This is a genomic window from Acidovorax lacteus, from assembly GCF_039540375.1.
GTDB classification, from domain to species: Bacteria; Pseudomonadota; Gammaproteobacteria; order Burkholderiales; family Burkholderiaceae_C; genus Acidovorax_G; species Acidovorax_G lacteus.
The window spans coordinates 24,473-48,177 of the sequence record NZ_BAABEX010000013.1 but is presented as its reverse complement, the minus strand read 5'-3'; the positions used below and the strand labels follow the sequence as shown (position 1 = coordinate 48,177).

19 protein-coding genes are annotated in these 23,705 nt (G+C 68.0%); 6 read left to right on the top strand and 13 right to left on the bottom strand.

Annotated elements, in window-relative coordinates:
* Positions 1 to 98: 98 nt before the first annotated feature.
* From ABD866_RS09585 to ABD866_RS09560, 6 genes are all read right to left on the bottom strand, one after another.
* On the bottom strand, positions 99 to 695 hold the full coding sequence (locus ABD866_RS09585) for a ProQ/FINO family protein (protein ID WP_425549570.1): 597 nt from the start codon (positions 693 to 695) through the stop codon (positions 99 to 101).
* A gap of 259 nt (positions 696 to 954) precedes the next feature.
* The gene (gene glcF, locus ABD866_RS09580; protein WP_345063854.1) at positions 955 to 2,190 is read right to left on the bottom strand and encodes a glycolate oxidase subunit GlcF; all 1,236 of its coding nucleotides are present in this window, start codon (positions 2,188 to 2,190) and stop codon (positions 955 to 957) included.
* A gap of 31 nt (positions 2,191 to 2,221) precedes the next feature.
* Positions 2,222 to 3,331: a glycolate oxidase subunit GlcE gene (glcE, locus tag ABD866_RS09575; protein ID WP_345063850.1), complete on the bottom strand. Its 1,110-nt coding sequence runs from the start codon at positions 3,329 to 3,331 to the stop codon at positions 2,222 to 2,224.
* A 201-nt stretch (positions 3,332 to 3,532) separates the two neighbouring features.
* Positions 3,533 to 4,969, bottom strand: a complete 1,437-nt coding sequence (gene amt / locus ABD866_RS09570; RefSeq protein ID WP_345063846.1) for an ammonium transporter — start codon at positions 4,967 to 4,969, stop codon at positions 3,533 to 3,535.
* Between the two features lie 31 nt (positions 4,970 to 5,000).
* Entirely contained in the window at positions 5,001 to 5,339 is a 339-nt protein-coding gene (gene glnK, locus ABD866_RS09565) for a P-II family nitrogen regulator (RefSeq protein ID WP_005800325.1), read from the bottom strand.
* Positions 5,340 to 5,382: 43 nt separating this feature from the next.
* Positions 5,383 to 6,114 carry a TorF family putative porin gene (locus ABD866_RS09560; RefSeq protein ID WP_345063840.1) on the bottom strand — a complete coding sequence of 244 codons (732 nt, stop codon included), beginning with the start codon at positions 6,112 to 6,114 and terminating at the stop codon, positions 5,383 to 5,385.
* Between the two features lie 195 nt (positions 6,115 to 6,309).
* Between ABD866_RS09560 and ABD866_RS09555 the strand changes: the two genes are divergently transcribed.
* Positions 6,310 to 7,845 (top strand): YifB family Mg chelatase-like AAA ATPase, encoded by a 1,536-nt coding sequence (locus tag ABD866_RS09555; RefSeq protein WP_345063838.1) that lies wholly within the window; start codon positions 6,310 to 6,312, stop codon positions 7,843 to 7,845.
* Between the two features lie 10 nt (positions 7,846 to 7,855).
* Here ABD866_RS09555 and ABD866_RS09550 read toward each other — a convergent pair whose 3' ends face one another.
* From ABD866_RS09550 to ABD866_RS09535, 4 genes are read right to left on the bottom strand one after another with little or no spacing between them, the layout of a single operon-like run.
* On the bottom strand, positions 7,856 to 8,596 hold the full coding sequence (locus ABD866_RS09550) for an ABC transporter ATP-binding protein (RefSeq protein ID WP_345063835.1): 741 nt from the start codon (positions 8,594 to 8,596) through the stop codon (positions 7,856 to 7,858).
* Positions 8,593 to 9,387, bottom strand: a complete 795-nt coding sequence (locus tag ABD866_RS09545) for an ABC transporter ATP-binding protein (protein ID WP_345063832.1) — start codon at positions 9,385 to 9,387, stop codon at positions 8,593 to 8,595. Before ABD866_RS09545 ends, ABD866_RS09550 begins: the two co-directional genes overlap by 4 nt.
* Positions 9,384 to 11,288: an ABC transporter permease gene (locus tag ABD866_RS09540; protein WP_345064472.1), complete on the bottom strand. Its 1,905-nt coding sequence runs from the start codon at positions 11,286 to 11,288 to the stop codon at positions 9,384 to 9,386. Before ABD866_RS09540 ends, ABD866_RS09545 begins: the two co-directional genes overlap by 4 nt.
* A 42-nt stretch (positions 11,289 to 11,330) precedes the next feature.
* Positions 11,331 to 12,572: an ABC transporter substrate-binding protein gene (locus ABD866_RS09535; protein ID WP_345063829.1), complete on the bottom strand. Its 1,242-nt coding sequence runs from the start codon at positions 12,570 to 12,572 to the stop codon at positions 11,331 to 11,333.
* A gap of 221 nt (positions 12,573 to 12,793) precedes the next feature.
* Between ABD866_RS09535 and ABD866_RS09530 the strand changes: the two genes are divergently transcribed.
* Positions 12,794 to 13,567: a ferredoxin--NADP reductase gene (locus tag ABD866_RS09530; RefSeq protein WP_345063827.1), complete on the top strand. Its 774-nt coding sequence runs from the start codon at positions 12,794 to 12,796 to the stop codon at positions 13,565 to 13,567.
* Between the two features lie 105 nt (positions 13,568 to 13,672).
* On the opposite strand, the gene ABD866_RS09525 is transcribed toward ABD866_RS09530, so the two are convergent.
* The gene (locus ABD866_RS09525; protein ID WP_345063825.1) at positions 13,673 to 14,452 is read right to left on the bottom strand and encodes an outer membrane lipoprotein; all 780 of its coding nucleotides are present in this window, start codon (positions 14,450 to 14,452) and stop codon (positions 13,673 to 13,675) included.
* Between the two features lie 321 nt (positions 14,453 to 14,773).
* Between ABD866_RS09525 and ABD866_RS09520 the strand changes: the two genes are divergently transcribed.
* From ABD866_RS09520 to ABD866_RS09510, 3 genes are all read left to right on the top strand, one after another.
* Positions 14,774 to 15,037 carry a PepSY domain-containing protein gene (locus ABD866_RS09520; RefSeq protein ID WP_345063822.1) on the top strand — a complete coding sequence of 88 codons (264 nt, stop codon included), beginning with the start codon at positions 14,774 to 14,776 and terminating at the stop codon, positions 15,035 to 15,037.
* 14 nt (positions 15,038 to 15,051) lie between these two features.
* Positions 15,052 to 15,600: a cytochrome b/b6 domain-containing protein gene (locus ABD866_RS09515; protein WP_345063820.1), complete on the top strand. Its 549-nt coding sequence runs from the start codon at positions 15,052 to 15,054 to the stop codon at positions 15,598 to 15,600.
* Between the two features lie 88 nt (positions 15,601 to 15,688).
* Positions 15,689 to 16,483, top strand: a complete 795-nt coding sequence (locus ABD866_RS09510; RefSeq protein ID WP_345063817.1) for a transporter — start codon at positions 15,689 to 15,691, stop codon at positions 16,481 to 16,483.
* A 15-nt stretch (positions 16,484 to 16,498) separates the two neighbouring features.
* Here ABD866_RS09510 and ABD866_RS09505 read toward each other — a convergent pair whose 3' ends face one another.
* The gene (locus ABD866_RS09505; RefSeq protein WP_345063814.1) at positions 16,499 to 17,434 is read right to left on the bottom strand and encodes a YihY/virulence factor BrkB family protein; all 936 of its coding nucleotides are present in this window, start codon (positions 17,432 to 17,434) and stop codon (positions 16,499 to 16,501) included.
* 158 nt (positions 17,435 to 17,592) lie between these two features.
* Here ABD866_RS09505 and ABD866_RS09500 point away from each other — a divergent pair, with 158 nt between their 5' ends.
* The gene (locus ABD866_RS09500; protein WP_345063811.1) at positions 17,593 to 18,765 is read left to right on the top strand and encodes a serine hydrolase domain-containing protein; all 1,173 of its coding nucleotides are present in this window, start codon (positions 17,593 to 17,595) and stop codon (positions 18,763 to 18,765) included.
* A 195-nt stretch (positions 18,766 to 18,960) separates the two neighbouring features.
* On the opposite strand, the gene ABD866_RS09495 is transcribed toward ABD866_RS09500, so the two are convergent.
* A complete protein-coding gene (locus ABD866_RS09495; RefSeq protein WP_345063807.1) occupies positions 18,961 to 23,127 on the bottom strand; it encodes a beta strand repeat-containing protein in 4,167 nt (1,388 codons plus the stop codon).
* Positions 23,128 to 23,705: the final 578 nt, after the last annotated feature.

Here is a 23,705-nt window from a genome sequence, read left to right as displayed (position 1 = left end):
TCCATCCTGCCTTGCTGGGCCTGTTGCACCGCATCGTACGCCGCCGCCACGCGCGCCGCAAACCCCCCAGGGATGCGGGGCCAAGCGATCTGAATGGCTCAGTGGACGGCTGGTGCCGGCTGGCGCTCGCGCAGCCGACGCGCGCGCTCCAGCGTTTGCTGGGTCGCACCCAGAGGCAATCCATACATCTCGGCAAACGCTTCTGTCGTCTGTTCGCTGCTCTCGAAGGCGCGTAGCAGTGCTTCGTCTTTTGCAGCCCGCTCGGCCCATTCCGCCAGCGCCTCATCTAGCTGTGCCTGAGCCTGTGCGTCACGATGACCGACACGGGCCACATAGTCTTCGCGGGTCAGACCCGATGCCTCGAACGCCTGGATCAGGCGGCGACGCAGCTTGGCGGCCAGATCCTCACCTTCGCGCGGCTTGCGGCGACGGAACACTTCAAGCAGCGCGTGGTGCACGTGCTCGGGGGCCATGTCCTCGACCGGCTGGCCTGACAGGTCGTGCCGGCGCTGGCCTTCGGCCACAGCCTGCAGGTAGCGCGTGGAACGCGTGTGCCAACCCAGTGCCGCCTTCAGCTCGTCGCGGGCAAACAGGCCTGGGTGCGCCTCCATCAGATCCTGGAAAACGCCCCGCTTGAGCGGCCTGACCACCGCGCCAAAGAGCTGCGGATACAGCACCGCGAGTTGCTCCAGCAAGGGGGGGCCACGGCGTACGGGGCGCTGAGCCAACGGTCCATCGGCCATCGGAGCCCCGGCAGGCGTTGTGCGGCGCCCCCGGCCGCGCGCCGGGCCACGCGGAGTGGAAGGCGCTGCAGACGCAGGCGCAGTGGGCTCGGCAGAAGGAGAAACAGGCAGGGCGGTATCGGTCATGGCCAACGCACAGGTGGGGCAACAAAACCCCGCATCATGCCAGCAAGCGCCCACGGCCCGCCGCCCCGCGCGCGGCGACGGTGGCTCAGGCAAGCGCCTGGTCGAGCAGCTCTACCCAATGGCGCACCGGCACATCGGTGCCACTTTGCAAGTGGGTGATGCAGCCGATGTTCGCCGACAGCACGGCGGTGGGTGCCTCGCCCGGCCAGGCCTCGGCCAGCACGTCCAGCTTGCGGTCGCGCAGCGTGGTCGCGATCTCGGGTTGCAGCACCGAGTAAGTGCCAGCCGAGCCGCAGCACAGATGGGCCTCGCGCGGTGCGGCACGCAGGCGGAACCCCAGACGCGTCAGATACTGCTCCACGCCGCCACGCAGCTTCTGGCCATGCTGCAAGGTACAGGGCGGGTGAAACACCAAGGGCCCGGCCGGAGGCTGCACACGCCCCTGCAAGGCGTCTGCAATCTCGGGCAGCAGCTCGGAAAGATCGCGCGTAAGGGCGCTGATGCGGCGCGCTTTCTCGGCATAGGCCGGGTCGTGTTCCAGCAGATGGCCGTATTCCTTCACGGTCACGCCGCACCCCGAGGCGTTCATCACCAACGCCTCTACGCCTGGCTGTTCCACCAGGGGCCACCAGGCGTCGATGTTGGCGCGCATCTGGGCCAGACCACCGTCCTGGTCGTTGAGGTGGAACTTCACCGCGCCACAGCAACCCGCGTTGTCGGCCACCAGCGACTCGATGCCTACCGCATCAAGCACGCGCGCGGTGGCCGCATGGATGGACGGCATCATCGCGGGCTGCACGCAGCCCCTGAGTAGGATCACCTTGCGCGCATGCCTGCGCCCGGGCAGGCGGCCAGCCGGCCGGGCGGCGGGCACCTTGGCCTGCAGGCTTTCCGGCAGCAGACCGCGCACGGCCTGCCCAACCTTCATGGCGGGGCCGAACAGCGGCGAGGGAAGCCCTTCCTTCAACACCCAGCGCACCGCCTTCTCGCGGGCAGGGCGGGGGACTTTTTCATCCACGATCTTGCGGCCGATGTCGACCAGATGGCCGTACTGCACACCACTGGGGCAGGTGCTTTCGCAGTTGCGGCAGGTCAGGCAGCGGTCCAGGTGCAATTGCGTCTTGCGCGTGGGCTCGGCACCTTCCAGCACCTGCTTGATGAGATAGATGCGGCCACGCGGCCCGTCAAGCTCATCGCCCAGTAGTTGGTAGGTGGGACAGGTGGCGGTACAAAAGCCACAGTGCACGCACTGGCGCAAGATGGACTCGGCGGCCCGCCCGTCTTCACGGGCCTGATATTCGGGAGCAAGTTGGGTCTGCATGGCTGCATGCCTTGAAAAGTCGCAGGAGTCACTACCAGGTCGACGCCACACGCCCGGGGTTGAAGATGCCCTCGGGATCGAAGGCGTGCTTGAGCCGCGCATGGACGGCTTCGAGCGCTGGAGACAGGGCTGCGCCCCAGTGGCTGGCCACGGGCCCGGCGCCCGCGGGCCCGCGGATCAGTTGCGCATGCCCGCCGACCGCCAGCGCGCGGGCCTGCAAGGCCTCCCCCGCGGCCAAAGGGGCCTGCACCCAGCGAAGTCCTCCATGCCATTCGATCAGCGGCGGCGCGATGCCTTCGGGAAGGGCCAGCGCCGGAGCCGCCTGCGGCACCGAAAGGCGCCACAGCGCATGGTCTGGCTGACGTTGCGCAAACCAGGGCAGTGTCTGCTCGCGACAGGCCACCCAATCAGCGCCGGCCTCAGGGCCGAGGCGCTCGCCCCCGAGCGAGCGGCAAGCCGATTCGACCGCGGCGGCGGCACCGCGCAGGCGCAGGTACAGCACGCCCTGCCCTGGTGACTCTTCGAGCCAGCAGCTCGCGTTGAGCGGCAGCGGCTGCGCGCCCCACAACTGCAGCCGCGCGAGAGCCGTGGCCTGATCGCATTCGAATCGCAGGGTGGCTTCAGCCGGCGCCACGGGCAGCACCTTGAGACTGACCTCGGTCAGCAGGCCCAGCGTTCCCCACGCGCCCACCACGAGGCGTGAGACGTCATAGCCCGCCACGTTCTTCATCACCTGCCCCCCGAACTGCAGATGCTCCGCACGTCCATTGACAAGCCCCACCCCCAGCACGTAGTCGCGTACGGCGCCCACGCTGGCACGTGCAGGCCCGCTCCAGCCTGCCGACACCATGCCGCCGACCGTGGCCGACGGACCGCAGTGGGGCGGATCGAAGGGCAAGCACTGCCCACTCTCGGCCAGCAATGCGTCCAGCTCGACCAGGGGCGTGCCTGCGCGCACCGTGACGACCAGTTCGCTGGGCTCATAGCTCAACACCCCGGACAAGGCGGCTGTGGACAGCACTTCCCCATGCAAGGCCAGGCCGTGAAAGTCTTTGGTGCCCCCTCCCCGGATGCGCAACGGGGTACGCTGCGCGGCGGCGACGCGGATCTGGTCGATGCAGGTGGCAAGTGCGGAGTCCATGGGCGCTGATCGTAGCGGCAGGCGCCGCCGTGGTCACAGCCCAACCCTGTGAATTTTTTGAACACGGGCGTTGCAATCGCTGCGGGGCGATGGGCAAAAAAAAGCCCGCCGATGGGCGGGCTGCAACCAGAGGAGTCTCTCGCTTGTTCTTGGGAACGCCACGGTGCCACCAGACACCGCGGCGATCGGTCACCGCCGTGGTCAGCGGTTGTAGGCGGTTTCGCCGTGCGACGTGATGTCCAGGCCTTCGCGTTCGGCTTCTTCCGTCACGCGCAGGCCCACCAGCAGGTCGGCGATCTTGTAGGCAATGAAGGCCACGACGGCAGACCACACCAGGGTGATCACCACGCTCTTGACCTGCACCCACACCTGGGTGCCCATGGAGAACGTGTCGGGCGTCAAACCGCCGGTACCGCCCAGGCTCTGGGCTGCAAACACACCGGTGAGCACGGCACCCACGATACCGCCTACACCGTGCACACCGAACACGTCGAACGCGTCGTCGGCACCCAGCAGGCGCTTGAGACCACCCACACCCCACAGGCAGATGACGCCAGATACGAGGCCCATGACGATGGCGCCCATCGGGCCTACGAAGCCAGCTGCGGGCGTGACGGCCACCAGGCCGGCCACAGCACCCGATGCGGCACCCAGCATCGACGCTTTGCCCTTGTGCAGCGCTTCGCCTGCCAGCCACGACATGGTGGCGGCACCCGTGGCCAGCACGGTGTTGATGAAGGCCAGACCAGCAGCGCCGTTGGCGGCACCGGCAGAGCCGGCGTTGAAGCCGAACCAGCCTACCCACAGCAGCGAGGCGCCCACCATGGTCAGCGTCAGGCTGTGGGGCATCAGGGCTTCCTTGCCGTAGCCGATGCGCTTGCCCACCATGTAGGCGCCCACCAGACCTGCGATACCGGCATTGATGTGCACCACGGTGCCGCCAGCGAAGTCCAGCGCGCCGTCCTTGGCCAGCAAACCGCCACCCCACACCATGTGGGCCATGGGGATGTAGCTGAAGGTGAACCACAGCACCGAGAAGATCAGCACGGCCGAGAATTTGATGCGCTCCGCGAACGAGCCCACGATCAGCGCCACGGTGATGGCCGCAAACGTGGACTGGAACGACACGAACACGAACTCGGGGATCGTGGGCAGCATCGAAGACATGGTGCTGGCCGTAATGCCCTTCAGGAACAGCTTGTCAAAGCCGCCATAGAAGGTGCCCTCTCCACCGAAGGCCAGTGTGTAGCCGTACACAGCCCACAGCACGGAGATCAGCGAAAAGATCACGAACACCTGCACCAGCACCGACAGCATGTTCTTCGAGCGGGCCAGGCCGCCATAGAACAAGGCCAGACCCGGAATGATCATCAGGATGACGAGCAGCGTGGAGGTCAGCATCCAGGCGGTATCGCCGGAGTCAAGCTTGGGCGCAGGGGCTTCGGCGGCCGGCGCTTCGGCAGCAGCGGCCGGAGCAGGAGCGGCTGCAGCAGCCTCGGGAGCAGCCACAGCGGGAGCGGCAGCGGGTGCCGGGGCAGCCGCCGCGGGCTCGGGGGTGGCCGGGGCCTGGGCCATCGACAGCGTACCGGTCGACAGCAGGCTCATCCCCAGCAGCAGGGAAGCAAGCAGTTTTTTCATGGCGTAGTTCTCCAATCTGGACCAGCGGGCCTCAAAGGGCTTCTTTGCCGGTTTCGCCGGTGCGGATGCGCACCACCTGTTCAAGGTGGGTCACGAAGATCTTTCCGTCGCCGATCTTGCCGGTGCGCGCAGCACCTTCAATGGCCTCGATCACGCGGTCCACCAGATCGTCTGCCACCGCGGCTTCGATCTTGACCTTGGGCAGAAAGTCCACCACGTACTCGGCTCCGCGGTAGAGCTCGGTGTGTCCCTTCTGGCGACCGAAGCCTTTGACTTCGGTCACGGTAATGCCTTGCACGCCGATGTCGGAAAGCGCTTCGCGCACCTCGTCGAGCTTGAAGGGTTTGATGATGGCTGTCACCATTTTCATGTTCGGATCCTCCGGTCGGGGCGCGTGACACGCCCGCAGACGATTACAGGGTTTTGGTGAGCGTGACGATCACGCGCGACTTGTTGATCGGGCCGTAGAAGGCCTTCTTGTTGGCACCTACGACGGCCGCCGTCAGGGACAAGCCGCCGCCAAAGTCGTAAGCGCCGCCCACGCTGTAGTCCATGTAGTTGGGCGTGCCCAGGCGCTTGATGTCGCTCGCGAAGCGGGTGAAACCCACCGAGGCCTTCAGCGTGACGCTGGGCATCACCTCCTGAGCGAATGCGAGGTTCAGGTAACCGGTGTTGCGGCCCTTGAGCCCGGAACCCGCCTTGGCACCAGCAAACGCAAAGTAGTCTTTGGACAGGGTGTGCGAATACTTGGCCGTCAGCGGGCCGAAGGTGGCAGCGCCATACACCTCGGTGGTGTTGCCAGCGGTGTTGCCAGGGTACAGGTACGACAGCAGGCCCACGTCGAGGTCCACATCACCGGCCTTGAACTTGTAGCCGCCGTACACATCCATCTCGAGAGAATTGCCGGTGAGCCAGTCCACGCTGGAGTTCCAGTTGCCCACATAGAAGCCACTGTCACCAAAGGCGTAGTCGAAGCCGCCTTGCAGAGCGGGCTTGAACGCACGGGCCTTGCTCGCGTCCTGGTCCTGGCCGCGGAACTTGTAGTTGGTGGTCAGGGAGACGTTGCCGGTCAGCTGGGCACTGGCCAGCAGGGGCATGGTGGCCAGCAGGGCAACGCCCAGGGTCTTGATGGATGCGCGGGTCATGTTTCCTCCGGTAGGTCTAACTAAGTAAGGGACGCAGCGCTTCAAGCACGGACCGTGCCATGCCCTTGCTGCGCCGGTGTCTTTCCCCGTTACAGTAGGAAACGCCCGCGCACCATTCGCACCGAAACGGTGCGCATCACCACCGCCAAGGTGGAAGGCGCGGACAAACGCACCCATGTGGGGAAGGAACCAAGGATGAGTCTTGCTTTGGTGCAAAGCCGCGCACTTCTGGGGCTACAAGCCGCCGCTGTCACCGTCGAAGTGCATCTGGCCAACGGCCTGCCCAGCTTCACGCTCGTCGGCCTGGCTGATGTGGAGGTCAAGGAAGCGCGCGAGCGGGTCCGCTCGGCGCTGCAGAACGCGGGGCTGGAGTTCCCGCACAACAAGCGCATCACCGTCAACCTGGCACCAGCCGACCTGCCCAAGGACTCCGGCCGATTCGATTTGCCGATTGCCCTGGGCATCCTGGCCGCCAGCGGCCAGATCGACGCTGGGCGGCTGGCCGGGCACGAGTTTGCGGGCGAACTGTCGCTGTCTGGGGAACTGCGCCCCGTGCGCGGCGCGCTTGCCACGAGTCTGGCGCTGCGGAGACAGCGCGAAGACTGCACGCTGGTACTGCCGCCTGGCAGTGCCGAAGAGGCCGCGTTGGTACCCGGAGCCCAAGTGGTACGCGTCAAGCACTTGTTGGATGTGGTGTCCGCACTCCGCCCGTCCAGCGCCGATGGCGCGGAGCTGCCGGAAGGTTGGATACCGTTGCAGGCGCGTGCACCGATCCAAGAGCAGACGGGGCCCGACATGGCCGAGGTTCGCGGTCAGCAGGTCGCACGGCGGGTGCTCGAGATCGCAGCCGCCGGAGGGCACAGCCTGCTGATGGTGGGCCCACCGGGCTCGGGCAAGTCGATGTTGGCGCAGCGTTTTGCGGGCCTGCTTCCCCCCATGACGCAGGATGAGGCCCTGGAGGCTGCCGCTATGGCCAGCCTGGCGGGGCGCTTCAGCCCGGACCAGTTTGGCCAGCGCCCGCTGGCCCAGCCGCACCATTCCGCCAGCGCGGTGGCACTGGTCGGAGGCGGCTCGCCCCCACGGCCCGGCGAAATCTCGCTGGCTCACCAAGGCGTGCTGTTTCTCGACGAACTGCCCGAATTCGCACGTGCAGCGCTGGAAGCCCTGCGGGAGCCACTAGAAACAGGGCAGATCCGCATCGCGCGAGCCGCACAACGCGCGGACTTTCCCGCACGCTTCCAGCTTGTGGCAGCCATGAATCCGTGTCCGTGCGGGCACCTGGGGTCGCGCTTGAAGAGTTGCCGCTGCACACCCGATCAGGTGGCGCGCTACCAGGGACGGCTGAGCGGCCCACTGCTAGACCGCATCGATCTGCACATCGAGGTGCCCGCCTTGCCTCCCGCACAGCTCCTGGAAACCCAACCTTCCGAGTCCAGCGCCGCCATCCGTGAGCGGGTGTGCCTGGCGCGCGAACGCGCCTTGGCACGCCAAGGATTGCCCAACCAGGCTTTGCAGGGACAGTCCCTGGAGATGTACGCCCGGCCCCAACCGTCGGCCCAGCGGTTTCTACAGGACGCCGCGACGCGCCTCGGTTGGTCTGCGCGGGCCACCCACCGCGCGCTGCGCGTGGCGCGCACAGTGGCGGACCTTGCAGGCAGTGAGAGCCTGGAAGCCGTGCATGTGGCCGAAGCTTTGCAGTACCGCCGTGCGCTGGGCAAGGCTGGGGAGTAAGGCGCCACGGTCAAATCCCCATGTGCGCACGGCGCAGTGCGGGCTCTCCGAGAAGCGCCGCCATCGTCCCTTCGAATCGCACCCGGCCTTCGTCCAACAGGTAGGCACGGTCGCACACTTCGGCGGCAAAACCGAGATTCTGCTCGGACAGCAGCACGCTCACCCCTTCGGCCTTGAGCGCGCGCAGCATCTCGGCCATCTGGTCCACGATCACCGGAGCGACGCCTTCCGAAGGTTCATCGAGCAGCACCAGCAGGGGCTGCCCCATGAGCGTGCGCGCCAGCGTGAGCATCTGCTGCTCGCCACCGCTCATGCGGCCGCCCGGCCGCGAGCGCATGGGCTCCAGGTGGGGAAACAGCGTCCACAAACGCTCAGGCGTCCAGACCGGAGCGGGTCTGCCGTCGGGCCAATGGCGCGGCGCCTGCCTTCCCACCTCCAGGTTTTCGTCCACAGTCAGGTCGGTGAAGATGCGCCGCTCTTCGGGTACATAGCCCAGGCCCGCGCGTGCGCGCTGAAACGGGGCCTCCTGCGAGCAGTCGCGCCCCAGAAAACATACTCGGCCCGCCCTGCGCGGAAGCAGGCCCATCAAGGCCTTGAGCGTGGTGGACTTGCCGGCACCGTTCCGTCCCATCAGGGCCACCGCCTCTCCGCGCCCCACCTGCAGGTGCAGGTCGAACAAGGCCTGCGCAGCGCCATACCAAGCGCACAAGCCCTGGGCTTCCAGCAAGACCGAGGAGGCCTGAGGCGTCATGCCGCGTCCTCCGCCTTGAGCGGCTCTGCCGCCTGCCGCCCCAGATAGAGGGCCTGCACACGCGCATCGGCGCGCACGGACTCCGGGGCGCCGTCGGCCACCGTCTGGCCCCGGGCGAGCACCAGCACCCGATCGGCATAGCCGAACACGACGTCCATGCTGTGCTCGGTGAACAGCACCCCCATGCCCGCCTCTCGCGCCAAGCCCCGGGTGAGCGCCATGAGCGCATGACGCTCACCCGGGGCCGTGCCCGCAGTCGGCTCGTCCATCAGCAGCAGACAGGGGTTGTGCGCAACCGCCATCGCCAGCTCCACACGTTTGACGTCGCCATACGCCAGGGCCGCACAGGGCCGCTCTGCCTGGTCGGCCAGCCCGACGCGCTGCAGCAGCGCCAGCGCCTCGGCACGCTGGTAATGGGTCGCACGGCGCCACGGAGACCATAGGCGGCGATCGCGGGACAGCAGGGCCATCTGGACATTCTCGGCGACCGTCAGCGAGCCAAACGTCTCCGCAATCTGGAAGGTGCGCCCGACGCCCAGGCGCCAAATGTGCCGTGGTGCAAGGCCGCACAGCTCCTGGCCCTGCAGGCGCACCGACCCTGCGTCGGCCCTCAGTTGCCCGTTGATCAGGTTGAACGTGGTCGACTTTCCCGCTCCGTTGGGCCCGATGAGTGCGAGCATCTCGCCTGCAGCCAAGTCAAAGTCCACACCCTGCACCGCCAGCACCCCGCCGAACGCCTTGCTCAGTCCGCGCACAGACAGCAGGGGCTGCGAAGAGACCTCCGTGCTCATGCCACGCTCCGCCGGAAGAGTCGACCCAGCACCGCCGAAAAGCGAACCTCAGACAGCCCTGCAAGACCTTGGGGGAACAGCAGCACCAGCGCCAGCATGATGCCGCCGAGCACCGCTCGCCAGTACTCGGTATGGCGGGCCACCACGTCCTGCAGCCCCATGAAGGCAAACGCACCCACCAGCGGCCCCGCCAGCGTTTGAATGCCGCCCAGCAGCACCATCACGAGGCCGTCGACCGAGCGGCCTACCGACAGCGTCTCGGGCGACACACCGCCCTTGGAAAACGCGAACAAAGCACCTGCCAGCCCGGCCGCTCCGCCAGCCATGCAAAACGCCGCCCATTGCAGGCGTCGCACGTCCATGCCCAGGGCTTCAGCGCGCAGGGGTGCATCACGTCCGGCCCGCAGGGCATAACCCACAGGCGCATGCAGCAGCCGCCGCAACGCCCACACCGCCAGCGTGCACAGCGCCAGAACCGCCCAGTACAAGTGGTGGCGGTCGGCCAGCCACGGGGCGGGCCATACGCCTGTAAGGCCATTGCTGCCGCCCGTGACAGCGTCCCACTGGAAGCAGATCGCCCAGGTGATCTGTGCGAACGCGAGCGTGAGCATGGCCAGATACACCCCGGATAGCCGTACACAGAACCAGCCATACAGCAAGGCCGCAGCACCCGCTGCCACCGGTGCCAAGGGCAGCGCAAGCTCCATCGGCAATCCAGCCGCTCGCACCAGGAGCGCCGCGGCGTAAGCGCCCACGCCAAAATAGGCCGCATGGCCGAACGAGTGCAGTCCAGCCGGCCCCATCAAAACATGCAGACTGGCCGCAAACAGGGCCGCGATCAGCAGGTCGGTGACCAGCACCGGCAGATAGGGCATCGCACTGGCCCACCAAGGCAGCGCTGCAAGCACCAGCAATAGCATCCACCAACCGGCAAGCGCCGGACGCCCTGCGAGTCGCAGGGGACGCTCGGCCACCGCCCGGATACCCGCCGGAGCCGGTGCACGGCCCATCAGCCCCCAGGGTCGCCAGACCAGCACGACCGCCATCACCAGAAACTCGACCACCAGCGTCAGCCTGGAGAACGACACTGCCACACCGGCGATCTCGACCACACCCAGCCAGATGCACACAGCCTTGGCCTGGGCGATCAAGAGCGCAGCCACGAAAGCGCCCGGCAAAGACCCCATGCCGCCAACGACCACCACCACGAACGCAGCGCCGATGGTGTGCAAATCCAGCTCCAGCGTGGCGGGCTCGCGCGGCAGCTGCAACGCCCCACCCAAGCCTGCCAGAAAGGCCCCCAGTGCGAACACACCCGTGAACAGCCAAGCCTGGTGCACGCCCAGCGCACCCACCATCTCACGGTCCTGGGTGGCTGCCCGCACCAGGGTGCCCCAGCGCGTGCGTGTGAGCAGCCACCACAGCAGGCAGAGCACCAGCGGCCCGACCAGCATGAGAAACAGGTCATACACCGGAAACGCCCGCCCGAACAGGGCGACAGACCCGCCCAAGCCCGGAGCACGGGGCCCCAGCAGTTCTTCCGGGCCAGCAGCCCAAAGCACGGCATCGCGGATCACCAGCACCAGCGCAAAAGTGGCCAGCAGTTGCAGAAGTTCAGGGGCCTGGTACAGACGCCTGAGCAGCAGCATCTCCACCAGCGCGCCCAACACCCCGACGGCCAAGGCGGCGGCGAGGACTGCAGGCCAGAAGCCCCAGACCGTGCCCCACCAGGACACCAGGCCGTAAGCGGCATACAGCCCCAGCATGTAGAACGACCCGTGCGCAAAGTTGACGATGCGCGTGACCCCGAAAATCAGCGACAGCCCCGCCGCCACCAGAAACAGCGTGGACGCACCGGCCAGACCATTGAGCAACTGACCCGCCAGACCCGACCAGTTCAGGTCCACGCCGGAATCTCCTCGCAACGCAGCATCAGGCGCACCTCAATCGGCCGGACGCCACTGCCGCACCTGCTCGGGCTTGGGCAACACCTGCGCACCATCCACGTAGCGGAAGTCCACCATCACGCCTTTGCCTCCCTCATTGCGCGTCCGGCCCACATAGCTGCCCATGGTGGACTGGTGGTCTTCGGCGCGGTAGGTGATACGACCGAACGGCGTGCCCACCTGCAGGCCCTTGAAGGCGGCGGCCAGCTTGTCGCTGTCGGCAGAACCCGCCTTGCGCAACCCCTCGGCGATCGAACGGATGGTGCTGTAACCGACCACCGATCCGAGCCGCGGGTAGTCTTTGAAGCGGCCCTGGTAGGCCGCAGCAAACGCCTTGTGCTCCGGCGTCTGGATGCCGTACCAGGGGTAGCCCGTCACGATCCAGCCGTTAGGTGCCTCGTCTTTCAGCGGATCCAGGTACTCCGGCTCGCCCGTCAGTAGGCTCACCACCTCGCGGCCCTGGAACAGCCCGCGCGTATTGCCTTCGCGCACAAAGCGCGCCAAGTCGGCTGCGAACAGCACATTGAAGATCGCATCGGGCTTGGCGTCGGCCAGCGCCTGCACCACGCTGCCGGCATCGACCTTGCCCAGCGGTGGGGCCTGCTCGGCCACGAACTCCACGTCGGGCTGCGCGGCTTTGAGCAGTTGCTTGAACGTGGCCACGGCCGACTGACCGTACTCGTAGTTCGGATACAGGATGGCCCACCGCTTCTTGCGCAGCGCCACAGCCTCGGGAATCAGCATCGACACCTGCATGTAGGTGGAAGGCCGCAAACGGAAGGTGTAGCGGTTGCCGTTTTGCCAGACGATCTTGTCGGTCAACGGCTCGCTGGCCAGAAAAAACACTTTGCGCTGCCGCGCAAAGTCGGTCAGCGCCAGGCCGATGTGCGACAGGAAGGAGCCGGTGAGCACGTCCACCCGCTCGCGTGCCAGCAGTTCCTCAGCCGCGCGCACGGCGTCGCCCGGGTTGGCGTTGTCGTCGCGCGTGACCAGTTGCAGCCTGCGCCCCAGCACACCGCCCGCGGCATTGATCTCGTCCACGGCCAGCTCCATGCCCCGGCGGTAGGGCTCCAGAAAGGCAGGCTGCGCCTTGTAGCTGTTGATCTCGCCGATCTTGAGCGGCGGCGCTTGCTGGGCCAGGCTGGGCACCAGGGGCCACAGTGCCGCAACACTGGCAACGGTCAGCGTTAGCACGCGGCGTCTGCGGGGTATCGCGCGCTCGGTCAGAGGGGCATTCATGGGCTTACTCCTTGCTCGGCGAACGGGGCGCGCCAGACCCGGATGGTAGTGCGTGTGCCGCTGCAGCCCGGCCACTTCGTCGCACGCCGCAGGAGCCCGCCCGGCAAATTGGGGACAATGGAGGGTTGCAAGCCCCCGCGCGGCACGCTCAGCATGCAGCTTGTACGCCGCACGACCGCCAGCACCCGCACCGATTTCATTCACTTTGTCCCGTCACTTCCATGAGCGCTTTTCTCGAAGAACGCGTCCTCTCGGTCCACCACTGGACGGACCGCCTGTTCTCCTTCACCACCACGCGGGACACGGCCCTGCGCTTTTCCAACGGCCACTTCACGATGATCGGCCTGCGCGTGGACGGCAAGCCCCTGCTGCGGGCCTACAGCATCGTGAGCCCCAACTACGAAGAGCACCTGGAGTTCCTGTCGATCAAGGTGCCCGATGGCCCACTGACCTCGCGCCTGCAGCACATCCAGGTGGGCGACACCATCGTGGTGGGCAAGAAGCCCACCGGCACGCTGCTGATCGACTACCTGCTGCCCGCCAAGCGTCTGTACATGGTCTCGACGGGCACAGGCCTCGCACCGTTCCTGAGCATCATCCGCGACCCGGAGACCTACGAGAAGTTCGAGGAAGTCGTGCTGGTGCACGGCGTGCGCGAGGTGAAGGAACTGGCCTATCACGACTACATCACCCAGGAGCTGCCACAGCATGAGTTCCTGGGCGAGATGGTGAGCCAGAAGCTCAAGTACTACCCCACCGTGACGCGCGAGCCCTACAAGCACCAGGGCCGCGTCACCACCATCATCGAGAACGGCCAGCTCGCCCGCGACCTGGGCCTGCCCGCACTGAACCCTGCCGAAGACCGCGTGATGATCTGCGGCAGCCCCGAGATGCTGCGCGACCTCAAACGCATGATGGAAGAGCGCGGCTTCAAGGAAGGCAACACCACCAAGCCGGGTGACTTCGTGATCGAACGCGCCTTCGCCGAGCAATAAACCCTGGGCCGCCACTCGCGCGGCCCTTCACGCAACACAGCCCCGCAGGCCCAAAGCCGCGGGGCTGTTTGCTTGGGGCGACTCGGCCCCAGTCCCGTCAGGCTCTCAGGCCGGTGTCTGGCCCACACGCACCATGCCAGGCTGCGCTGCGGGATAGGCCTCAGCCGCCGGGCCGTTGCGGCCTTCTGGCGCCAGGCGCAGGCCTTGGGCGTCCACGCGCACGGCAGCGCCCACGGCATACGGCTGGCTGCGGGTGAATTCGCGCAGCGAGCCATCGTCCATGCGCACCGCGATGCGGTAGGCCGTCTGCGTGCGCGTACGCTGCTCCACCTGGTGGCCCACATAGCCACCCCCCACCGCCCCCAGCACGGTGGCCGCGGTGCGCCCGCCGCCCTTGCCGATCTGATTGCCCACCACGGCCCCGAGCACACCTCCGGCGACAGCGCCCACGCCTGTGGCCGGGGCCGCCTGCTGAACCGGCTGCACGGACTCGACTCGGCCGCAGGTTGCGCACAGCGGTGCCACGGGCCGTGCCGTTCTGTCTGCCACCGCGGTGCCGCCGTCCCATGCGCCGGCCGCTGGGGCGACGGTCGCGGCACGCGGCGACGGAGCCGCGGGGGCAGAAGGCGCTGCCGCGCGCTGGCCGGGTGCCGCAACGCCGGTCTGCGCGGCCGTGTGCGCCACCGGCGCTGCGGGGTGTGCTGCAACGGGCGGCGCTGCCGCAGCCAGCACATCGCTGGCCGCGCTGTGCGCGGCGGTGCCAGGCGCATCGCGCCCCTGCAGCACCAGGGCCGCGGCCAGGGCCACCACGCTGGCACCCAGGGCGCCCAGGGCTGCCCACATCCAGCGGGGCGCAGCCGCAGCGCCGTAGGCCGGCGCAACCAAGAGAGAAGAACGAGGCAGTATCTGCATGTGAAAAATCCCCCTGAGGGTCTGAAGGTTCGTTGCGGGCGCAGCGTCGAAAAAGCCATCGGCCCGCGTGGCTACAACGGCCCAACGCTATCCGAGGCCCACCGGCACAGGCGACAGCTTTGTAAGCAGCCGTCAGCACAGGGGCGATCCGGCGGCAAGCGCTGCAGCAAGTTGCGCCTGCTTACACGCACGCCCGCTCTTCAGACGGACTTCAGATGCCGACGGCCCAATGCATTGCACGGGACCTGCAGTGGTTGCAGACCCCGCCTCTGACCCCCAACGAAAGGACCCCTCATGAACACGAAATCCCTGCTGGCTGGCTTGACCCTGTGCCTGGGCGCAACGGCCGCCATGGCCGGACCGACTTGCAACGTCCCGAAAGACCAGTGGATGAAGGAAGCCGACTTCAAGGCCCAACTCGAAAAGCAGGGCTACCAGATCCGCACCTTCAAGGTCAGCAAAGGCCAGTGCTACGAGATCTATGGCCTCGACAAGGCCGGCAAGAAGGTGGAGATTTACTTCAACCCAGCCACAGCCGCGGTGCTCGAAAGCAAGTGAGCCCGGAGGCCCCGATGGACGCACAGCCTCTGCGCCCTCCCCCGGGCACCCGCGTGCCGGTGTGGGATGTGTTTGTCCGCTGCTTCCACTGGAGCCTGGTGGGCTGCGTGCTCGCCAACCAGTTTGTGCTGGAGGCCGGCGAGCTCGCCCACCGCTGGACGGGCTACGCCGCCTGTGCGCTGGTGGGGGCACGGATGGTCTGGGGCCTGGTGGGCAGCCGCCACGCGCGTTTTGCCGATTTCTGGCCCAGCCCTGCACGCGTGATGGCCCACCTGCGGGCGCTGGTGCGTCGGCAGCCCCTTCACCATGTCGGACACAACCCCCTGGGGGCGCTGATGATGCTGACCCTGATGGCCCTGGTACTGGCTCTGGGGGTCAGCGGCTGGCTGCAAGGCACCGACCGGTTCTTTGGGGTGGAATGGGTACAGGACTTGCATGAGGCGTTGGCGCAAACCCTGTTGCTGCTTGCAGCCCTGCACGCTGTGGCGGCCCTGTTGATGGGCCGGCTGGAGCGCACCCACTTGTTGCGTGCCATGGTCACTGGCGTCAAGCAATTTGACTGACGTGCGCGTCCACACAACGCGGGGCCTTGCGGCGCAGGGCCAGCGCGTTATGGTTCTGTTCATTGCGTTCATACCTACAAAGGCTCCCATGCCAGCCCTCACCACACCACGCATCGTCCTGCCTGTGCTGCTGGCCCTGTGCGGCCACAGCGCCTCGGCGCTCCAACCCCTCATCACCGACGACACAGGCACACAGGGTGCCGCCGGCCATCAGCTGGAGCTGGCCTGGAGCCGCGAGCGCCTGCACGCGGGCCCGGCGCGCGACAGCGCCCGCACCTGGACGCCCACCTACACCTACGGCGCCACCGACACCCTCGACCTGTTTGCCAGCCTGGGCCACACCCGCCTGCGGGGCGACAGCGGCAGCGCACGCGGTTGGGGCAACGCCGTGCTGGGCGCCAAATGGCGCTTCTGGGCCAACGAGGCCACGGGCACGAGCCTGGCCCTCAAGCCCGAGCTGGTGCTGCCCGTGAGCGTGCAACGCGAAGCGCAGGGGCTGGGCACGTCCCGCCTGTCCGGCCAGGCCACGGCCATCGTGAGCCAGGAACTGCCGTTTGGCGCGCTGCATGCCAACCTGATGCTGGGCCGCGAACGCCACCACGACTCCGACCATGCGCAAGCCACGCTCACGCGGGCGTCGCTCGCCCCGGTGTGGAACCTGGGCGCGCAATGGAAGCTGGTGGCCGACCTGGGCGTGGAGCAGCGGCGCGAGCGCGGCAGCAGCACGCGCACCCGGTTTGCAGAACTGGGGGCCATCTACAGCCCCACCGAACGGCTCGACTGGGCGGTGGGCGTGGTCCGCGCGCGTGCGGACGACCCGCAGCGCAGCACCGCCACCACGCTGACGGCCGGGCTGACCTGGCGCTTTGGCACTGCGCCCTGAAGGCCCGCTGCGCGCTCAGCGCGCCCCCCGGGTGGCGTGCGCGGGCGCATCGGCCAGCGCCTTGGCCACGCTGGCGGCAAACAGCAGCACGGCCGACGAGAAGTAGATCCACATCAGCAGCACCACCAGCGAACCCGCCGCGCCATAGGCCGACACCACCGCCGCAGTCGAGAGGTACCAGGACAGCACCTGCTTGCCCAGCGTGAACAGCAGGGCCCCGACGACGGCCCCCGCCACAATGCAGCCCATGCTTGGCTTGGCCCCCACGCCGATGCGCATAAGCCCCGCAAACAGCGCCACGGCCAGGGCAAAGGCCGCCGCTTCGTTCACGAGCACCAGCAGCGGCGCCACGGGGGCCAGCGCCAGCCGCTCGCCCAACCAGCCGGCCAGCAGGTGCAGGGCGGTGGACAGGGCCATGGACACCAGCAGCAGAAAGCCCAGCGCCAGCACATAGGCAAAGCCGCGCAGCCGCAGCGAGGCCACGCGCCACCAGGCCGGCCGCGCGGCGTGGGCCACCGGCTGCCCCTGCGTCCACAAGCGCTCCAGGGCCGACTGCAGCTCCACAAACACGCCCGACGCCCCCGACAGCAGCACCAACAGGCCCAACAGCGATGCCAGGCGGCCTTCGGTCGGGGCCTGCGCGCTGCGCAAGGCCTGCGTCACCACCTCGGCCACCTGCACGCCCATCATGGCCTGCACCTGCGCCACCAGTTCGGTCTCCAGGTAGCTGCGGTCCAGCCACCAACCCAGCACCCCCACCAACAGGAGCAGCAACGGGGCCAGACTCAGCATGCCGTAAAACGACATCGCGGCGCTCATGCGCAGGCCGTCCGCACCCATCCACAGCCCCACCGCATGCCACAGCGACCGCCAGCCCCGCGGCGGCACGGTGGAGGGGCTTCCAGCAGGGGTGGGGGGCGCATCCGCCGCCGGGGCGCGAAAAGTCGTCATGGCACGAGCCTAGCCGCCCGCCTGTCCGGCGGCAAGCGCGCACGGCACTGCCGCGGGCTGGCCCAGGCAGAGCGCACTGGCGTGTGCCCGGCATTGGGCGCAGAGCACCGTCCTGCACCGGACAGCCGGTCGCACTGCGGCTGCCTATGATGGCTTGCATGCCCTCCGACCACACCCGTACCCCCGACACCGCCCTGGCCCCCTCGTTCGCGGCCGGCCTGCACCAGCTCGTGGACACCGGCCGCATCCCTGGTGCCGTGGTGCTGGTGCACCGGCACGGGCGCACGCTCGCGCACTTGGCGGTAGGCCAGCAGGTGCCCACCGGTGTGCAGGGCAGCGCGGGGGTGCCCATGCAGGCCGACAGCCTGTTCCGCATCTACTCGATGACCAAGCCCATCGTCTCGCTGGCGGTGCTGCAGTGCATGGAGCAGGGGCGGCTGCAACTGAGCGACCCTGTGGCGCGCCACCTGCCCAGCTTTGCCCATGCCACCGTGTGGGACAGTGCCCGCAACGCACCACGCCCGGCGCAGCGCAGCGCCACGGTGTACGACCTGTTGCGCCACACCGCGGGCCTGAGCTACGCCTGGGACACCGGCCCCGTGGCCGACCTGTACCGCGCAGCGCGTGTGGGTTCGCGCCGCCAGACCAACACCGAACTGGTGACCGCCCTGGGCCCGCTGCCGCTGCTGCACGAACCCGGCACCACCTGGGAATACAGCCGCGCCACCGACGTGCTGGGCGCGCTGCTCGAGCACCTGGACAACGCGCCGCTGGGCGAAGTGCTGGCGCGCCGTGTGCTGCGCCCGCTGGGCATGCGCGACACCGGCTTTGCCGTGCCGCCCGCGCAGGCGCATCGCCTGGCCGAGCCGTTTGCACACGACCCGGACACGGGCCAACCCGTTCAGCTCATCGACGTGCTGCGGCCCGCGCCGTTTGAATCGGGCGGCGGCGGGCTGGTGTCCACCGCAGCCGACTACGCGCGCTTCACGCAGATGCTGCTGGCCGGCGGCACGCTGGACGGCCAGCGCCTGATCGGCGCACACACGCTGGCCTTCATGACGGCCAACCACATCCAGGGCCTGCCGGTGACGGGCGACATCCTTGCGCCCGGCCACGGCTTTGGTCTGGGGGTGTCGGTGCGGCGCGCCCACGGCGGCTGCCCTTGGCCCGGCTCGCCCGGTCAGTACGGCTGGAGCGGCCTGGGGGGCACGCACTTCCTGGTGGACCCGGCCCTGGGCCTGGGCGCGATTCTGCTCACACAGGCCCCCGGGCAGTTGCGCTTTCTGGGGGAATGGTTCGCCGCGCTGGTGTACGGCGCAATCGACGCCTGAATCGGGCACCCGGCAGTGCTTGCCGGGCGTTCCATCACGATCGCGTTGCGATCGACCCGCAAGCGACCGGTGACCCCACGGCGATGGAGCCGTGATGGCGCTGCGATGGCATCGCGACCGGATAGCAGCTGCTGATTGCTACTGTTTTGATAGCTGCTCGTGCTTCACAACCAAGCACAAGCAGCCCATTTCACATCAAACCCCGGCGGCCTTGCGGCGGCGCAGCCACGCGGCCATGCCCACCACCCCCAGCGTGAGCCAGGCCGGCAGCCACGGCCCCACGGGCACGCCCGTGACACCGCCAGGCCCGAAGCCCGGGCCGCCTGCATCCACCACGGTGCCATTGGCGCTCAGGTCATCGTCGCCCAGGCCGCCATCGGTGATGCTGAAGGTGACCACGGCCCCCGCCACCGAGGCCGGAATCGTGTACCAGTGCGGCGCCGGGTTGCTGGCCGTGGGGCCGTACTTCCAGTACTGCGCGTTGGACGGCAGCGTCGACGGGTAGGTCAGGGTGAACTGCAGCGTGCTGCCCGGCGTGCAGCCCGTGGTGCTGAAGTCGAACAGCCCCTGCGGGAACTGCACCGCCGCCGGTGCGCTGCCCGCAGGCGGGCTGGCCGGGTTGCCTGTCAGCGGAATGAACTGCGAGGACGCAAACACGCACCCGGCACCGCCTCCGGTGAAGCTGGCCGTGATGTTGCCGCCTCCGGTGGGCGATGGGGCGGTGTAGGTGGCGCTGGCCGACACCGTGAGCGTGTACGCCCGGCTGCCCGTGTAGGCACCGGCGCTGCTTTCGGTGGCCGTCACCGTGAAGTTGTAGGTGCCTGCGGCCCCGACGGTGCCGCTGAGCACCCCCGCGCTGCTGAGCGTCAGGCCCGGCGGCAGCGCTCCGGCCGTGACGGCAAAGCTGTGGGGGCCAATGCCGCCTGTGGCCGTCAAGGTCTGGTTGTAGGCGGTGTAGGCTGCCGCAGCCGGCAGCGTGGCCGGTGCGACGGCAATCGTGGGCGCGCCCACCGTGAGCGTGAGCGACGCACCGCCGCTGAACGGCCCTGTGCCGGTGCTGCTGTCGGTGGCCGACAGCACCAGGTTGAACGTACCGGCCGCCGTGGGCGTGCCCGACACGGTGGCCGTGGTGGCCGTGGTGGCGGTCACCGACAGGCCGGCCGGCAGGTTCTGCACCTGATAGCCGCTGTAGGGGGCTGCACCGCCGCCCCAGGTGTAGGTGCGGCTGTAGGCGGCCCCCACGGTGGCGGTGTCGGCCGTGCCTGGTGTGGCGGTGATGGTCGGGCTGCTCACGGTGATGGACACCGTGGCGGTGCCCGAGGTGCCCGTGCCGTTGCTGGCGGTGTAGGCCAGGCTGTCGGGTCCGGCGTAGCCCGCGGCGGGCGTGTATTGCAGCGTGGCCCCGGTCACGACTGCACTGCCGTGCGTGGGCGGCGTGACGATGCTCAGCGAGGTGGGCGTGCCCCCGGTGATGTTCAGCGACAGGGTGTTGTTGGCCGAGCCGTAGGCCACGGTCGACGATGAGTTGGCCGCCACCGGTGTGGCGTCTGCCACCGTGATGCTGTAGGCCCGCGTGCCGGTGTACGGCCCGGTGCCGGTGCTGGCGTCGGTGGCGGTGATGCTGAAGTTGAAGGTGCCCACGGTGGTCGGGGTGCCGGTGATCACGCCGTTGGTGCTGAGCGTGAGCCCGCCTGGCAGCGCTCCAGCGGTGACCGCGTAGCTGTACGGCGTGGTGCCGCCACTGGCGGTGACGCTGGCGTTGTAGGCCACGGTGCGCGTGCCGCCGGGCAGGCTGGTGGACGACAGCGTGACGGTGGGCGGAGCGACCGTCAAGGTATAGGACTGGCTGCCCGAATAGGGCCCGGGGAAGGCGCTGCTGTCGGTGGCCGTGATCGTGAAGTTGAACGTGCCGCCGCCGGTGGGCGTGCCGTTGAGCAGCCCGCCCGAGGCCAGCACCATGCCGGGCGGCAGGCTGCCTGCGGTGACGGCAAAGCTGTAGGGGCCGGTCCCCCCGCTGGCGGTCAGGGTCTGGCTGAAGGCCGCGGCCACGGTGGCGCCCGGCAGCGTGGCAGGGCTCACCGTCACCGGCACGTCGTCGTTGGTGATGGTGCCTACGCCCTGGTTGTCGCTGATGGTGGCGTTGGTGGCGCCGCTGAGGTTGACGAAGAAGCTTTCGTTGGCTTCGGGCACCGTCTCACCGATCACCGGCACGGTGATGATGCGGCTGGTCTGGCCTGCGGTGAAGGTCAGGGTGCCGCTGGTGTTGGTGTAGTCGGCCGGTTGCGTGGCGGTGCCGTCGGCCGTGGCGTAGTTGACGCTGACGGTCTGGCCGCTCGCTGCGCTCAGCGTCACGGTGAACACGGCGTTGACGGTGCCCGTGTTGCCCTCCACCACGCTCACGTCGTCAATCGACAGGCTGGGCAGCGGGTCGTCGTTGTTGATCGTGCCCACGCCCTGGCCATCGACCACCACCGCGTTCACGACGTTGGTGACGTTGACGAAAAAGTTCTCGTTCGGCTCGTTGAGCAGGTCACCGTTGACCAGCACGGTGAAGGTGTAGGTGCTGCTGCCGGCCGGAATCGTCTGGCCCGTAAGGCTCTGGGCCACGTAGTCCACCCCCGCCGTGGCGGTACCGTTGGCGGTGCCGATGTCGAACGTCACGCCGCCCGGGCCGGCCGGTGCGCTGAGGCTGACCGTGAAGGTGAAGTTGGTAGTCCCGGCGTTGCCTTCGTTCGCCGTGACATCGTTGATCACCAGGTTCGGCAGGTCGTCGTTGAGGATGGTGCCGGTCGCGCTGTTGGGCACGCCCACGGTGTAGCCCGCGCCAGCGCCCAGGGTGAGCGTCACCGTTTCATTGGTTTCGATGGTGGCGTCGGCAGTGGGGTTGACGGTGATCGTGCGCGTGGTGGTACCCGCCGGAATCGACAGCGGAGACGCGATGGTCGCGTAGTCCGTGCCATTGGTGGCGGTGCCGCCAATGGTGAAGTTCACCGACGTTGCGGTGAAGGCCGCCTGGCTCAGCGTCACGGTGAAGATCAGGTTGGGCGCACCGTCTTCCGCGACATTCGCAGGCGAGACGCTGATGGTCGCGCTCGGCACGTCGTCGTTGAGGATGGTGCCCATGGCGCTGGCTGGCACTCCCACGGTGTAGCCTGTGCCCGCCGCCACGGTCATGGTCACGGTTTCGTCGGCTTCCACCGTGGCATCGATGGTCGGGTCGATGGTGAAGGTGGCGGTGGTCGCACCCGCCGGAATGGTCACGGTGGCCACGCTGCCGGTGTAGTCCACGCCCGAGGTAGCCGTGCCGCTGGTCGTGATGTTGACCACCGTGGGCGACGACAGGTTCAGGCTGCGCGTGACGGTGTAGGTCAGGTTCGTGGCCCCATCTTCCGACACGCTGGCCGGCGACACGGCGATCGTAACGGCCGGTGGTGCGCTCACGGTAAGGGTGAAGCTTTCGAGCTCGAAGTGGCTGCCAACGCCCGTGCTGCTGTCGGTCACGCGGATCGTGACCGGGTAGTTGCCCGCGGGATCGGTGGTGGTGCCGCTGACCACGCAGCCGCTGGAAATGCTGATACCGCTGGGAAAGCTGCCCGACTCCAACAGACAACTATGCGGTGCGACCCCCCCGGAGACGGTCAACGTCTGAGAAAACGAGACATTCTGGATGGCCGTAGCGGAGGTCGGGGAGATCGACATCGGCGCAGGGTTGACGGTGCCGCTGTAGCCCTTGTCTGTGAACTGCGCGGTGGGCGTGGTGGCATCGGTCGAGCGGACGGTGAAGCTGTACGCCCCGCGCTGGGTGGGTGTGCCGCTGATGACGCCACCGCTGCTCAGGGTCAGGCCCGCCGGCAAGGTGCCGCTCTGCAGGGTGTAGGAGTAGGGCGCGAGACCGCCGCTCGAGGTCAGCGTCTGCGAAAACGGCGTACCGGCGCTCATCGCCGACAGGCTGGCCGGGCTCACGGTGATCGGCGAGCTGGGCGGCTGGATCGTGACGGTGACAGTGATGTAGTCGCTGTTGTCGTCGAGCACCACGAAGGTATCGGTGCCGCCGCCAGCGGGCGAGGACCCGTTGTGGGTGTAGTCATAGGTTTCGACGGGCGCCGGGTCGCCCGGCGATGCAGTGCCGTGGGTCGGCGCGGTTTGGACAACACCCAGACCGAAGAACTGGCAGGCCGTCAGATCGACGTTGACCGTGCCGCCCCAGGCCACCGTCGCGGAGCGATTGGCACAGCCCGGATAGGTCGAGGGCTGCCCAACTGCGAAGGCCAGCATGGGCATGAACATGCCTACCGCGAACAGAAGAAACGCCAGCATGCCGACGAGGCGGCGGCCCGAACGATGATTCGAAGTCAAGCGCATGACAATGTTCCGCTGGATGTGAATGCGTGCAGCGTGCGGGGCGTCACCGTGATAGGCGAGGCCAACGGACTGCGGGAGAGAGTGAATGGGATGGCACCGCCGCAGCGGGCGGCCACATCGGCCCCAGCGCTGACAGCGGCTGTCTGTCGCGGGCAGTCTCTGGAGATGCGCAGGGCGCCGACCCGCATCGGCCAGCACAACGTGCGGACCGACGCCCGCCCTGCGCCCCAGCGCGTGCCACAGTGTCGAAGGCTAGGCCCTGACGGTTTCAGGAAATTCAGCATTGGTGTTGTCCTCCCCATGGGCGATCCGATGCACGGATACGGCATCGTCCACATGCGGTGGCACACCGGGTTCGCTGCACACAAGACGCCGAGATGCCGCGACGGTCTCGCCCGGGGCACGGCATATTACACGGCACCTCCGCCCGGAACTGTCCCCTACGCAAGTCGGGTCGACAAGGAATTTTTGCGCACCTGGCGAGCCCCACGGCGATGGAGCCGTGATGGCGCTGCGATGGCATCGCGACCGGATAGCAGCTGCTGATTGCTACTGTTTTGATAGCTGCTCGTGCCTCA

Bases quoted from the DNA above. Each gene is read 5' to 3' on its own strand.
- glcF (WP_345063854.1), bottom strand. From the start codon at position 2,190: ATGCAGACCCAACTTGCTCCCGAATATCAGGCCCGTGAAGACGGGCGG.
- glcE (WP_345063850.1), bottom strand. From the start codon at position 3,331: ATGGACTCCGCACTTGCCACCTGCATCGACCAGATCCGCGTCGCCGCC.
- amt (WP_345063846.1), bottom strand. From the start codon at position 4,969: ATGAAAAAACTGCTTGCTTCCCTGCTGCTGGGGATGAGCCTGCTGTCG.
- glnK (WP_005800325.1), bottom strand. From the start codon at position 5,339: ATGAAAATGGTGACAGCCATCATCAAACCCTTCAAGCTCGACGAGGTG.
- ABD866_RS09560 (WP_345063840.1), bottom strand. From the start codon at position 6,114: ATGACCCGCGCATCCATCAAGACCCTGGGCGTTGCCCTGCTGGCCACC.
- ABD866_RS09555 (WP_345063838.1), top strand. From the start codon at position 6,310: ATGAGTCTTGCTTTGGTGCAAAGCCGCGCACTTCTGGGGCTACAAGCC.
- ABD866_RS09550 (WP_345063835.1), bottom strand. From the start codon at position 8,596: ATGACGCCTCAGGCCTCCTCGGTCTTGCTGGAAGCCCAGGGCTTGTGC.
- ABD866_RS09545 (WP_345063832.1), bottom strand. From the start codon at position 9,387: ATGAGCACGGAGGTCTCTTCGCAGCCCCTGCTGTCTGTGCGCGGACTG.
- ABD866_RS09535 (WP_345063829.1), bottom strand. From the start codon at position 12,572: ATGAATGCCCCTCTGACCGAGCGCGCGATACCCCGCAGACGCCGCGTG.
- ABD866_RS09530 (WP_345063827.1), top strand. From the start codon at position 12,794: ATGAGCGCTTTTCTCGAAGAACGCGTCCTCTCGGTCCACCACTGGACG.
- ABD866_RS09520 (WP_345063822.1), top strand. From the start codon at position 14,774: ATGAACACGAAATCCCTGCTGGCTGGCTTGACCCTGTGCCTGGGCGCA.
- ABD866_RS09515 (WP_345063820.1), top strand. From the start codon at position 15,052: ATGGACGCACAGCCTCTGCGCCCTCCCCCGGGCACCCGCGTGCCGGTG.
- ABD866_RS09510 (WP_345063817.1), top strand. From the start codon at position 15,689: ATGCCAGCCCTCACCACACCACGCATCGTCCTGCCTGTGCTGCTGGCC.
- ABD866_RS09505 (WP_345063814.1), bottom strand. From the start codon at position 17,434: ATGACGACTTTTCGCGCCCCGGCGGCGGATGCGCCCCCCACCCCTGCT.
- ABD866_RS09500 (WP_345063811.1), top strand. From the start codon at position 17,593: ATGCCCTCCGACCACACCCGTACCCCCGACACCGCCCTGGCCCCCTCG.
- ABD866_RS09495 (WP_345063807.1), bottom strand. From the start codon at position 23,127: ATGCGCTTGACTTCGAATCATCGTTCGGGCCGCCGCCTCGTCGGCATG.